The 13,009-nt window shown below is 60.5% G+C and carries 9 protein-coding genes and 1 pseudogene; 5 read left to right on the forward strand and 5 right to left on the reverse strand.

Annotated features, from left to right (window positions below; translation table 11 throughout):
* Positions 1-59: 59 nt before the first annotated feature.
* Both NKH93_RS25120 and NKH93_RS25125 read left to right on the forward strand, forming a co-directional pair.
* Positions 60-716, forward strand: a pseudogene (locus tag NKH93_RS25120) (pyruvate formate lyase family protein); the annotation flags it as partial.
* Entirely contained in the window at positions 716-1,102 is a 387-nt protein-coding gene (locus NKH93_RS25125) for a hypothetical protein (RefSeq protein ID WP_352972537.1), read from the forward strand. The pseudogene NKH93_RS25120 and the gene NKH93_RS25125, both read left to right, overlap by 1 nt.
* A gap of 155 nt (positions 1,103-1,257) precedes the next feature.
* Here NKH93_RS25125 and NKH93_RS34350 read toward each other — a convergent pair whose 3' ends face one another.
* Positions 1,258-1,425 carry a phage integrase central domain-containing protein gene (locus NKH93_RS34350; RefSeq protein WP_502896493.1) on the reverse strand — a complete coding sequence of 56 codons (168 nt, stop codon included), beginning with the start codon at positions 1,423-1,425 and terminating at the stop codon, positions 1,258-1,260.
* A gap of 489 nt (positions 1,426-1,914) precedes the next feature.
* Between NKH93_RS34350 and NKH93_RS25130 the strand changes: the two genes are divergently transcribed.
* The gene (locus tag NKH93_RS25130) at positions 1,915-2,772 is read left to right on the forward strand and encodes a protein-L-isoaspartate O-methyltransferase family protein (protein WP_352972539.1); all 858 of its coding nucleotides are present in this window, start codon (positions 1,915-1,917) and stop codon (positions 2,770-2,772) included.
* Positions 2,773-2,858: 86 nt separating this feature from the next.
* On the opposite strand, the gene NKH93_RS25135 is transcribed toward NKH93_RS25130, so the two are convergent.
* Complete coding sequence (locus NKH93_RS25135) at positions 2,859-3,191, reverse strand: SDR family oxidoreductase (RefSeq protein ID WP_352972596.1); 333 nt, start codon at positions 3,189-3,191, stop codon at positions 2,859-2,861.
* A gap of 58 nt (positions 3,192-3,249) precedes the next feature.
* On the opposite strand from NKH93_RS25135, the gene NKH93_RS25140 reads away from it, so the two are divergent.
* Both NKH93_RS25140 and NKH93_RS25145 read left to right on the forward strand, forming a co-directional pair.
* Positions 3,250-3,819 carry a TetR/AcrR family transcriptional regulator gene (locus tag NKH93_RS25140; RefSeq protein WP_352972541.1) on the forward strand — a complete coding sequence of 190 codons (570 nt, stop codon included), beginning with the start codon at positions 3,250-3,252 and terminating at the stop codon, positions 3,817-3,819.
* Between the two features lie 48 nt (positions 3,820-3,867).
* Entirely contained in the window at positions 3,868-4,785 is a 918-nt protein-coding gene (locus NKH93_RS25145) for an oxidoreductase (protein ID WP_352972543.1), read from the forward strand.
* A gap of 681 nt (positions 4,786-5,466) precedes the next feature.
* Here NKH93_RS25145 and NKH93_RS25150 read toward each other — a convergent pair.
* From NKH93_RS25150 to NKH93_RS25160, 3 genes are all read right to left on the reverse strand, one after another.
* Entirely contained in the window at positions 5,467-8,766 is a 3,300-nt protein-coding gene (locus NKH93_RS25150; protein ID WP_352972546.1) for a UvrD-helicase domain-containing protein, read from the reverse strand.
* The gene (locus NKH93_RS25155) at positions 8,763-11,450 is read right to left on the reverse strand and encodes a PD-(D/E)XK nuclease family protein (RefSeq protein ID WP_352972549.1); all 2,688 of its coding nucleotides are present in this window, start codon (positions 11,448-11,450) and stop codon (positions 8,763-8,765) included. Before NKH93_RS25155 ends, NKH93_RS25150 begins: the two co-directional genes overlap by 4 nt.
* 292 nt (positions 11,451-11,742) lie before the next feature.
* Positions 11,743-12,255, reverse strand: coding sequence for a hypothetical protein (locus NKH93_RS25160; protein WP_352972552.1), 513 nt, complete (start codon positions 12,253-12,255; stop codon positions 11,743-11,745).
* Positions 12,256-13,009 lie beyond the last annotated feature (754 nt).

Raw genomic sequence — 13,009 nt, forward strand, 5'->3', positions numbered from 1 at the left:
GCAGAAAGATCGGTATCCGTTAGACAGGACGAAATGGTGCCGCTCAAAAGCTTGCCGAATGGTTTCATCTGGGCGGCATGACGTTGCTGCAGCCCCTTGAATATGCGCTCAATCAGGGGCGATCGATCCAGTCGGCCGGGCCTGTCGACTTACTCGGCAAGAACATGTCGTTCCGTTCCAAGCCAGCATCTAAATTCAAGGACTACGACGAACTCGAGGCGGTCTTCCTCAAGCACTTTGAGTGGCTATTTGCCCGGCAAATGGAATCGACTGTCGGTGACTTTGGGCGGATGGAGGACGTGTGCCCGTCGCCGCTCCTCAATCTCTTCATCAACGACTGCCTAGTGAAAGGACAGGACATCTACGCCGGCGGCGCGCGCTATAATGTATTCGGGCTATGTTTCACTTCGCTCGCCAATACCATCAACTCGCTCTGGGCAATTCGCCGCATGTGCTTTGCCGAGGAAACGGCCGTCACCAGCCTCGGTGAGTTGGTTGCGGCGCTGCTCTGCAACTGGGGCGAAAACATCATCGATCCGTTGGTCCATCCCGCCGTCATGGTGACGGATACAGCGAGGACCGAGGAGGCAACAAGGCGCTTCAGGCAATTGCGCGAGATTGCATTGTCGCTCCCGCGCTGGGGCGCTGCGATCCCCAGATCGACCCTTTCGGCAACCGAATCTGCGAGCGGATTGCGACCATTTGCGTTGAGGTAATGACCAAGCCGCGCTCGGGTTTGACTGACCAGTTCAAGAAAGCGGCGCGGCGCTTCGGGACCGAGAAGCAACCTTTTGGCGGTTTTTGCATGCAACCGGGCGTTGGCACTTTTGCGAGCTATGTTGAAAATGGGCTGGGCTGCGCTCCGTCAGCCGATGGCCGGCTATCCGGCCACGCGATCGGCACCGACATGTCGCCGGCTCCTTCTCCCCTCGACGCGCCAGTTTGCCGATGCAGTCAAGGTAGGATGGCGTACGTTCTTCATCGGCGTTCGGTTTTGCTAACGGCGCGCCCAATCGATCTCAATATTGAGGGACGGACGGCCATCGATAGGCTCATCGAGATTCTTTCGGCTTCGTTGACGGTGCCGGGTCCAACATCCTGACGGTGACGACTGCTGATCAGGAGACATTTCTGGTGGCTCCTGGCGCGCCCGAAGCGCATGATCTCCTCAGGGTGCGTATGGGCGGTTGGACGGAGATGTTCGTCGCTATGCATGCCTTTGCATCAAAGGGTTCACCCGCGCAGGCCGTACAGCAGCTAGAGCATTCGACCCTTTTGGGGGCTTGTGATCGCCGCCCGCAGGTCGCCTGTGGAGTCGCGTTCTGCGCGCGTGGTGGCGATGGTAAAGCGGAAAATGCGGCCGAGGACGCTGTGCATCCGGCGCGCACTTTCATAGCGTCCGGTCGCCTCGACCTTGGGATCCACGATCCCCAAAAGAGGGGAGGATCACCCTAACGCAGGGTTCAATTGCTCATGGGTCCAAGGCTTCAAATCACCCTTTGTCTTGATCCTTAGGTTCGCCAGACCATACGAGAGAATACAAAGGAAACGGGTTGGCGAACCACCTGCTAAGATATTGATTTTCTGTGGGAGAATCTGTCCCTCAGCGACTAACATAATCGTTATTCATCAATGAGTTACGAAGTGGTTCGCCCAAATTGATTCAAGAAGCTGATCCAGCCACTCGCTGGCCGCATTCATCTTCTGCCGAAGGGCTGCTTCGCGCCCAATCTCGGTCGTTCGCGAGCCAACCTCCTCGTCCCGAAAGCCGCCCGTCCGCTAAAACATGCCGCGCCGGCAGCAATGGGTGGACAGCGGGCATAGCCAGATCTCCCTTCAATGCGAAGATAGGGGGACCCTTTGCCGTCGTTCGGTTTTCTGAGAAAGTACGCACAATCCGGGAGCCGACGTTTCATGCTGACAAGAACCGACGATAGTGAAGCGCGCCGATGGTTTGCCGAAGATCTACGTGTCTCATCGCCCGTTGTGCACAACCCTGCCATCATCGACGCATTCGCCAAAGTCCCGCGAGAGGAATACCTCGGTAACGGCCCTTGGCGTATCCATTCGCGATTGCAAGTCGGGGCAGTCCATACGAGCCCTTCAGCCGCACTTCATGAGATTTACCACGACGTTTTGGTCTCGCTTGACGAAAGGCGCGGATTGAACAGCGGACTGCCGTCGCTTTGGGCTTTTGTTTTCGACCATCTGAACATGGCTCCCGGCCAGACTATCCTTCAGGTGGGAACTGGTGTTGGCTATTTCACCGCCATTCTCGCCGAGCTGACGGGTTCTGAAGGACGCGTGATCGCGTATGAGATCGACGAAGAACTCGCCCGGCGCGCGCGAAGCAATCTTGCCCACTATGCCCATATCGAGGTGATATCCGGTGACGCCACACAGGCGGCTGATCTGCCAAGCCTTGATGTCGTGGTGGCCTTCGCCGGAGTGACTCATGTGCCGGAGCCGTGGCTTTCAAAGCTATCCGACGCCGGTCGGATGGCGCTGCCTTTCACGGGTGAAGACCAATGGGGCTTCATGATGCTTCTGGAAAGGTGTGGCGATACGTTCCCCGCAAAATCACTTGTGCCTTGCGGTTTCTACCATTGCGGTGGAGCCAGGCGCAGTGACGAAGAAAAAGCTTTGACTACCGCCCTCAAGGCGGCACGAGGCAGGGTCACCGATCTCGGGCAATATCATCGAGGGCCACCAGAAAATGACGCTGACAATGCCTGGCTGGTCACCGACGCATACTGGCTTTCGAAAAGCTAGTGTAGTCGGTCAACTCGAAGCGTCCGATGAGGCGCGCTCCAATTGCCGTGCACTGAGAGCTGCTGCAAGTGCAATCGTCGCAGAGCTCAGCATGACGAGTAGGAGATCGGGCGTTCTCCTCCGTTAGAACAGCGCCCGCGATCGATGACATCGTGGCTCCACCCGTGACCGCAATCGCGCTCGCCAGACCCGCAGCGCTTCCCGTGGAGGCGATAGCCGGCGTTGTTCATGACGATGTCCAGACGTCCGAAATGCGCGTGGGCCTTTGCGACGACATCGGTGATCTGACCGCGGTTGGTCACGTCCAGTGCCAGAGGCAGAGCCCAGCATGCCCGCCGGGCGGCTCTTTGCGGCGTCGCATTCGGGCAGCGTGATAGGCGCGCTCGCTCCGCGCGGCGCGGCCAAGGGGGTTGACCAATCTCATACCATCCCCTATATGATTGAGTATCTACTCACTCAATATCGTTAGACGGAAATATGGCGCGTCCCCTCAGTGAAGAAAAGCGACAGGCGCTGCTCGATGCAGCGGCCGAGTTCGTCGCCAGCCTGGGCACAGGCGCGTCCACGGCCAAGATCGCAAAGGCTGCTGGCGTTTCCGAGGGGACGCTGTTCACCTACTTTCCAACCAAGGACGATCTGCTCAACCAGCTCTTTCTCGAGATCGAGGCCGACTTGGTAGAGATGATGCTGGCGCCATATCCGGCGGACGCCTCCGCCAAAGACCGACTATTCGCGGTCTGGAACCGTCTGATTGACTGGGGACTGGCTCACGCCACGGCGCGCAAGGCCCTTCGTCAGTTGAAGGTCTCGGATCGCGTGACAGCGGAAAGCCGGAACCGGTGTCACGCCATGCAGCGGGATGCACGGACGATGGTGGAGGAGTGTCTCGCCGGCCATGCCGCGCCTGACAGGATTGCCTTCTACATCGATACCATTCTCTTCGACTTGGCCGATATCAGCATCAATGCGGTCACGGCCAGACCCCAGGAAAGCGACGCCATCCGGCAGGCCGGGTTCGACCTGTTCTGGAAGGGGTCTGCCGCCTAAGTTTACCCCATAAATGAGTATGTAGTCACTCATAGATAAGGATCGAAAATGTCGAATTGCAAGGGTTTCACCGAAGCTAACGTTCCCAAGCAGACGGGAAAAAGCTTCATCGTCACGGGCGCCAACGCCGGCGTCGGGTTCGAAATCGCGCGGGTGCTTGCCGCCAGGGGCGCGCGCGTCCTGCTTGGCTGCCGCGAGCAGACCAGGGCGCAGGACGCCATCGCGCGGATCAAGCGGATCACGCCGAATGCCGATCTCGTCTGGTTGCCGCTCGACCTCGGTGACCTGGACAGCGTTCGCACCGCAGCCGAGATCGCGGCGAAGGAGCCACGGATCGATGCACTCATCAACAATGCCGCGATCATGAATCCGCCGCTGACGCGCACGAAGCAGGGGTTCGAATCGCAGTTCGGCGTCAATCATCTCGGCGTGTTCGCGCTCACCTCGCTGCTCCTGCCCAAACTGGCGGAGACGCCGGGATCGCGGGTGGTCGTGACCTCGAGCATCGCGCATCTGAAGGCCAAGATCGACTGGGACGACCTCAGCGCCGACAAGAGCTACATCAAGACCGATCGCTACGGCGGCAGCAAATTGGCGAACGCGCTGTTCTTCTTCGAACTGGATCGTCGCCTGCGCGCGCCGAAGTCGCCCGTCACAGCCATCGGCGTTCACCCTGGCGTCGCCAATACAAGTCTTGGCCGCCACATGGGGATTGTCCAGATCGCAGGCCCAATCGTCGGCCTGCTGCTCAATAGCTCCGACAAGGGCGCGTGGCCAGCACTTTTGGCTGCGACCGGCAAGGTGAAGCCCGGAGGCTATTACGGTCCCACCGGCCTTGGCGGAATCCGCGGTGTAGCCGGCGAAGCAAAGCGCGCGCCGCATGCCGAAGATCCCGCGCTTGCGAAGCGGCTCTGGGACGTCTCCATCGCCATGACCGGCATCGATCCAGGCTTGCCGGCCGCCTGACCTCACGCACCAGATGAACGCTGCGAAGCCGTGGCTTCCAGCGAAAAGCAAAGGAGATGGCATGAATGAGCGGTGATTGGCCTTGGTGCCTGATGCTACGGCGTTGGGCGAGGCGGATAGGTAGCAGGCTGGATTGGCGATTTAGGGCTTTTGACCCTGTAAAGGAGATTACCCGGCGCCTGCCGCCGAACGACCAGCTTGAGGCCCGGATTGCGCCGGTGACCTCGTATAGGAGTTTGGCCGGGCCGTTCACACCCCTTGAGGGTTCCGCCTCACCCAACGAGCGGAAAATAGCCATGTCCTTTGTCGGTGTCGATCTTCAACTGCGGCGGCGCACCACACTTCGCCAAACTGCGCAGCCCAAGACCGGACACTCCGGACGTCAGGAATGGGTCGTCGGAAGCCGTCGAGCCGCAATGCGCCTCATGCCGGTCGTGGAGTTGATCCAGATCCCGCACCAAAAGCAGACGCTACGTCTTTAGAGCCAATGGAGAACTCGAACGGATGGGACGGCCTGCTAGTGACTATATGGTGGCCGAGGTCGCTCGTCAGAAAAGCGTTTGCTATGCCTTCTCGTGACTATGCCGAGCGCAGCAGATTGTCAGTTCTGTTCGCGCACCGATGCTGCAGCTGTCGTTCGCGACCTGTGAGGCAAGGGCTAGCCCACAAATCGCATCGCGGTCATGGGCCTTTGGGCCGAGTGACCGCTATAGCCTCCAGCTCCGTCATATAGAGGATGAAGCCTTGATCTACTCCGGTTGCGTTCAGGTAGAGACGCAGCTGCGTCGCATGCTTCAGTCGCTCGTCAGCGCCTGGAAGGCGATCGCTCTTCCAATCGAACAGGGCCTTGATCTCGCCGTCCTGTAGCGCCATTGCATCAACACGGCCGGCCAGCATGTTGCCTTCTCCTCGGCTTCCCCATACTGGCACCTCTGCGACGAGGGCACCCCGCCATGTTGCCACCGCCGGATGGCGGATGCTGGCGAGCGCGGTGCGGCCCATCTCCTCTGGCAACGGCTGCCCGGCCTGCGGCTCCCGTCCCACGAGTTGCTCGAGCAACACTGCGGCGCGGGTCGCCAAGGCTGTTTCGCTTTCCGCCACCTCGCCGGTGATTAGCTCCTCCATAAGCTTATGGAGGATCAGCCCCCGAACCCGGCCCGCTCCCATCACTGCCGCAGCGAGCTCGACAACCTGAACCTCCGGATTTGGAAGATCGATCGCGACAGAGCGATCGGGATCGGCGCGGCTAGGCTGCAGCCAGGCCAGGGTCGGCGATGCGGCGCGCACCCGCTCCGCCTCTTCGGAGAATGTCGCCCTATCCTGAACGTTGGCCTCTTTCGCCAGAGCTGCGCGCGTGAAAGGCGGCAGCTTGTCTACGGGAAACAGAGGCAGCTCTCCTTGCTTGAGATAGACGAGGCGGGACCAGCTGTCGGGTTTTGCCTGAGGCAAGTGTGGAATAATGAGCAGGTCCCGAGCACGTGTACTGGCCACATAGAACATGCGCTTGCGCTCGAGGCGCAACAGACGCTCCTGTTCGGCTTGCGCCAACGACAACTCCGGCGGCGTGACCTCATCCACGATCCAATGGACCGTGTCGTCTGAAGCGCGATAGAGGAACTGCTTTTCGTGCATGAGCTTGGTGGTCGTGTTGATCAAAATCACGACGGGCCACTCGATGCCCTTGGCGCTGTGCATAGTGACCAGCTCCACCGCCTCGCCGACGGGATCGACGCGCCCCTCGGTCCGTGAGGCGGCGGCGGCCCATTCCTGGTTGAGCCGCTGGACGGCGCCGTCGAGACCTCCGACGTCATCCCGGCGGAGCAGCTCGACAAGCATTGCGAGGTTGGCGAGAGCACGCTGGCTGTGCCCCGGATGCCTGACGGAAAGGATGGCCGCGACGGTCAAAGCTTCAATAGCCTCGGCCAGCAGTAGGCTGGGGGTGGTGAAGCGGCGCCGGCGATGAAGTCGCTGCAAGATAGGCAAGATCGCCGCAGCTTGTGCATTGTGGATGGTGTCAGCGGGAGTAAGTAGCCCAAAGCGGCGGGGCTTCTCGCCCGCGGGGGTCGACATCAGCAGCGCATGGTCGATATCGAGGAGTTCCTCGTCGGTGAGGCCGCAAAGCGGGCCACGCATCAGCGCCATAAACGCCAGCCTGTCGGTGGGGTCGGCGAGGGTCCGCAACAGCGCGAGTACGTCCTGGACTTCCTGTCGCCGGAACAAGCCCTTGCCCGCCTGCGAGGCGACCACGAGGCCTACGCCCTCGAGGGCGCGCTCGTAGCGCCAAAGCTGGGTGCCGGTGGGCGCGAGGAGCGCGATGTCGCTGGCGACCAACGCGGAAAACTTGCCATCTTTGCGTTCAACTTCGATGGCGCCGATCAGGCGCGAGCAGAGCTCAGCCACCTGTCGCGCTTCCTCGTCGCGATCCTCGGCCGGGGATCCGATCTCGGGCTCGATCAGCAGTCGCGAAATTTCCGGCAGTTCGATGCTGGTGCTCGCACGCGTCGACTTGAGCGCTACGTAGTCCGGTTGTTCTTCACCGTCGAACACCGGGGCGAAAACCGAGTTCACGTGCTCGACGATGCGCGGGTGAGAGCGAAAGCTGTCGGTGATCTGAACCACGCGTCCGCCCGGTTGCGCCGCAATCATCTTCCGCGCCTCGCGGTAACATTCGATGTCGGCACCGCGGAACGAATAGATGCCCTGCTTGGGATCGCCCACCGCGAAGAGGGCACCGGGACGAAGCCGTGCGGCCTGCCAGCTCTCGGGTTGCGAACTCGCTGCGATCGAGAAGATGATCTCCGATTGTTCTTTATCGGTGTCCTGGAACTCGTCGATCAAAATCGCCGCGTAGCGCTGGCTGAGTTCCTCGCGGATCCGCGGATTGCGTACAAGCTTGAGCCCGTGCCGCAACAGATCAGCGAAATCGAGGCTTGCCGCCTGGTGTTTGCGCTCAGTGTAGTTGCTGATTGCGACATCCAATTGTTTCGATAGCTTTTCGACCAGTGCGTTCGCCAACTCGCCGCGAAGCGTCCGATAGGCGTGATCGACGGTTTCGTAATGCCGAGTGGCCACGTCGTTGAGCTCCGCGCCACGCTCGGGGTCCGCCTTAACCCAGGATGTCTTGCGCCGATATGCCTTCAGCCGCGTCGTGTCGGCGACCATGCTAACCGACAGTCGCTGGGGATGGACGAGGATCCAGAGCCGCTTAAAGTCGGGCGGGTCCGCAAGGCACTCGTCATAAAAGACCGACAGCCTCTCAAGTTCCTGAAGGATGTCGGCAGTCTGCCTCTCGATAGGGGCACCGGCGAACCAGCTCGAGAACGCCCTGATCGCTTCGACCAGCTCGCGGTCCGGCCGTGCGGCAAAGGAAGGCGCCACCGTCTCGGCTTCTGGGTGATCGCGTTTGAACTCCGCCAGCTTCTTGATGCGCGTCAGCACTCCGGCAGGGTTTTCGCTTGCAAGAACGGCGATAGGATCGTCGGTGCTCGGTGCCTTCGACAAGCACTCCACCAGCCAGCCGTTGAGCACGTCTTCGAACAACAGCTCCGCCGTCGTCCGGTCCATGATACGGGCGCCCGGGTCGATGCCGATGTCGACCGCATATTGGGTGACCAGTTGATGGCAGAAGCCGTGAATGGTCGAGGCCGTCAGTTGATCGATTTCCTGCCTCTTCTCCCGGAGCGTTCGGCGCATCTCATCGGGCACGATCTCATCGGGGAGTGCCGGCAGCATGGCCTTGGGCACCTCGCCGGCGATGAGCCGATCGACATAATCGCAGATGCGCTCGGCAAGTTCCCCGGCCGCCGGTTCGGTAAAAGTCACTGCCGCAATTTGAGCGGGTCGAAGATCGGTCGCGAGCAGCATCGCCACGCGCCCTGCAATGAGGGCGGTCTTGCCTGTGCCGGCGGCGGCCTCCACAAGCAACGTGTCGCCGAGATCGATGAGCACGGAACGGCGGTCAGCTTCATCGGAGAGCTTCATGGGCCAGCCCATAGAGGCAGGAGACCCGAGGCAGCCCGTTCGAAGCCTTCATGCTTGCGCGCGAGGTAGCGATCGAGGTCGGCAGGCAACAGCAGCCGCAACTCGTTGTAACTTTCAACCGCATCCGGTCCAGGCGGCGCTTCGCCGGCCTCGAGGATCAACGCAGCCGTCGCGACGCGCGCCGTTAGTTCGGCCTCCGCGCGTGCAAGCCGGTCGCCGGACAGGGCTGCAGTGGTGACGTCCCGATCGAGATAGACCAGGCGAGAAACCACGCCCATATCATTGCCCAATAGTTGCCGGACGACCATGGCATAAAGCGTGCGCTGGATTTCGCGTCCGCCATCTAGGACGACACTCCGAACTGAAGACGGCACCGCACCGGTCTTGTAGTCTGATAGAATGACCATTCGTTGGTCAGCGCTAAGATCGAGCCGGTCGATGCGGCCCTCGAGTTTGATCCGGTAATCCCTGATCGCAAGCCCGACCGCTGCTATGCCCTTCCAGGGCGCGTCCTGGGCAGGAACGTTGTCGCCGAACGCCAACTCACTCCATGTGTGCGTGCCGAGTCCCGAGCCCTCTTCGTCAGAGGGGTTGGGTGTGAGCGCCCGCTTCGTGCGCCGCACGGCATCTTCGAGCGTATAGCGCCAGAGCGTCGGCGGCGGCACGGGGCGCGTGAGCGGCCACTGGTCCTGGAGAAAGCGGGCAGCATCGCGAATGGCGTCACGCAACTGCTCGTCACTTGCGCGGGTTAAGCCTGGAACAGGTTGAAGACGGCCGATCGTCTCCTTGATCATCTCGTGAACGAGCTCCCCGACAACAGCGGGTTCAAGTTCGAGCGGGCGGGTGGCCCAGCGGGGCCGATACAACTCGAGGCCATATTTCCAGATGAACGCGAGCGGATCGCGCAATAGGCGGCGCAAAGAAGTCGACGAATGCGGTCGCGAGAAGGTCCGGGCGACAACGGGATGGTGTAGCCGCAGGCGCCCATCATGCGCCGTGACCTCGCGCCGGTTCCAGTTCGTCCAGGCGAGTTGCGCCGCGGCGATGCGCAGATCGCTTCGCGCCTCCGCAGAACGCGCCAGCAGGCGATCAGCCTCGTTGGCGGCATGCGCCGGTATCCTGGTCCGCGGCAGGTGTATGGCTTCTGGTGTTTTGGCGGGCCAGAGCGGGCTCGGCGAGAGCAGCGTCCCTTCTGCGGAGCGGGAAGAGCGAGAAATGACGCAAGCACCGCTCGCAGCCGACACGAGGATCGAAAAATGCTGCCGGTCCAGCGACGTGACTGATTGCCGGTCGGGTCGCAGTGGAGCAGTGCGCGCCGGCAAAATGGGATCGTCCGCATCTGCACGTGGCCAGCTGCGGGCACTCACACCCATCAGCCTCATATATTTTCGCGGCGCGCTGGCGAGTTCGGCCGCCGGCCCCCAGACAACGCTATTGCCCGGCTCGAAATCGTCGGCGACCCTGAGGGTCTTCAGTGTCATCGTCAGCGCGGCAGCCGGCGCCTGGCGCAGAGCGTCCCGCCAGAGCGCGCGGCTCTTGAAGGCGAGGAGACGCTCCCCAGCCTCAGCGGCTTTACCGACGCCTCCCTCAAGCAGGTCGAGGATCGGTCCAAGCACCTCCATGGCTCTCATCGACGACTCGTCGCCCAGCGCTTCGAGCGCGCGACGCCATTGTGCCACCGAAAAGAGCCCCGCATCTGGTTTGAGGCCGCGCAACAAGCGTAGCGGCAGTTCCTTGCGCAGATATGGAGAGAGTCGTTGCAGGCGTCGTACGCGATCCTGGCTCAGGCCGTGCAGCAGAACATCGGCGAGTGCCGCGCAAGCCTGACCGGGCGCAGTTCCGAGGGCAGGCCGGCCATGGCAGAAGTGGATGTTGACCGTTCCTGCGGAGAACACCTGCAGATGCTCGTCCCAGGCCGATGGCGAGGCGGCCACCAGCGCAATGTCAGATGCCTGCACGTGGCCCGAACTCAGCAGCGAGCGTACCCAGCGCAGAGCTTCGATCGCTTCGGAACGCGGATCAGCGCAGATTTCGGCAGCACTAATCACTCCGCTCCCTGAAGCGATCTCCAGCGGCCCACCTTGGAACCAACTGCGATCAGTCGTGCCGATGGCAAGCCAACTGACCGGCAGGCGCCCGGTGATAGCGGCGAGCAGGGGGCGCCACACCGGATCAACGTCCAGTAAGCGCTTGAGCACGACGCTGTCGAAGAGCTTTACACTAAGATCCGCGTTGGCGATTGCAACAGCCGCTAGGTCGGGTGGCGCGAGCATTCCGCTTGGCAAATTTGCGCGCACATCTCTGTCCAAACGGTGAAGATCCGCAGCCCGGTCGGAGGATCTCGCTAGATCGGCTAGCGGCATCGCTTCACGCCACGCAGCGGCGAGCGATCTCACGACCGCTCGTGCCATTCCGGGTAGGCGGCGCACTGAATGCAGCTCTATCAACTCCGCGCCGACGAGCCCGACGTTGACCGCGCCATAGATATTGGCCCGGTCGGCTGGACGCACGAAGCCTCCCGCCAGCCTGGCAGCCAACAGCGACAGGGTAAGGATTTCGACGCCATGCTGTCCCGCTTTCGCCGCCTCGAGGCGAGCCATCCGCATGGCGAGCAGTGTGTCAACGATGACCAATCGGCGACGCAGCAAATCCTCGTTTACCTTCAGTTGAACCAGTCCGGACATCCAGCGGCAAGCGCTCCTAGTTTGCCCCTCGTATCGATGAAAGCAAGACGACTGGACGCCTCATTTCATAGTGCCCGGCGGCTTTGAGAGAAACAGTTCCCAATCGGTATTGAGACGAGCGAATCAGTGGCAGATGCGTCCGCTCATCCCGGAGAGCGTTGCCGTCCAATCTGCCAGTGCCTTGGCTCTTTGCCGCGGCGGGGCCGCCAAGGCTCAATGGCTGACTGGCGTTGGTCGAACTGCGCCGCCAGATAGAAAGCGCCGTTCGGGAACCGTCCTTTTCGGGAGGCGATTACTGATACGAGGTGAAATCCGCGCTTAAAGCGTCGTCGCTCTTGATCACCGCTTCGAGTATGACCAGCCCGTGCGAAATCAGCAAGTTATCCCTATCCCAAGTCTGCTCATCACTCTTCCAGCCTTTGCCGCCATGGAAAAGGTTATTTCTGGCTTGGGCGAGCCGCCGCAGCAGGATACAGGGGAACGTGTCATTGTATTCTATATCAGCCCAGTCTGGTTCTGTACCGTTCCAAACCTGGCCTTTAGGCGGGATTTTTTGATAGTATGCGACAGCATCACTAAGCGATTTATTGTTCTGAATGGCCATATGAAATTTTTCTTTGATCTTGTCGGCTACGTCTTGCAGATTGATCTTTAATTCTGGAAGGTTGTTACTTTGAACAGGCGGCTTATAAACATATCGCGCTACTTTGGCGGCGTATTCATATCGGGCATAGACGACGAAAAACTCAAAAGCCGCATCGGTTTTGATGTGCAAATTGCCGATTGCATCATCAGCTAGCGACACGCCGAAAATCCTTTGTCCCCGAAAACAGTGATGTTAGCGGAAACAGGATGCGCTTGCATCGGCTAACATTCGTTCACACAGCATAAAAAGGGGCGGTTTGTCTGTCGTACGGCCTCTCGAAAAGCGGCGCGCATTTTTGCGTTTACCCCTCTATGGAGTATGGAGAAAGGAAATTTCGGTCCATTGGACGGGGAGCGTAGACGGCCGTAAGACGTAAGTTCGAGCCGCGGTTTCGACCTCAGAGGCCGTCTGGGTCGAACGGCAGTTTCTCCCTTATCTCTCGTCCAAAAGCTGTCGGTCGGCTGACGGCCCCAATTTCAGTCATCCCGATCGCGGGCCAGTGGGGCCATTTCTGAGAGCGAGCGGCGATTGCCGATATCTCCGGCGCTCAGCAGGTTCGTCAAAGGGTGCAGTGACGCGAAATCGACGCTGCGTTGTGGGGCAGGGAAGGGCGCATGTCTTGCGCCGACAACGCCCTCGCATGTCGCTGGCTATATTTGCGATCTATCACCCGTCGCACGACGGTTGGGCAAATCGCAAATCTATGATTTCAGGGGAAATTGGATCGAAGCGAGACCAACCGTGATCCACAATGGTCGTAGGGTATCGAGCGGGATCGTTGTGGACCACCCCATCGAAATTGCTATCTATCTGAAAAGACAAAATAATTGTATGATTTGAAATCCGGTTGGGATAGATTTTTGGGATCGGCGGTTCTGCCGATCCCTGCGTTTGTCATCGTTGATCCCCCCTT

Source organism: Mesorhizobium sp. M0954, assembly GCF_040319155.1.
Classification (GTDB): domain Bacteria; phylum Pseudomonadota; class Alphaproteobacteria; order Rhizobiales; family Rhizobiaceae; genus Mesorhizobium.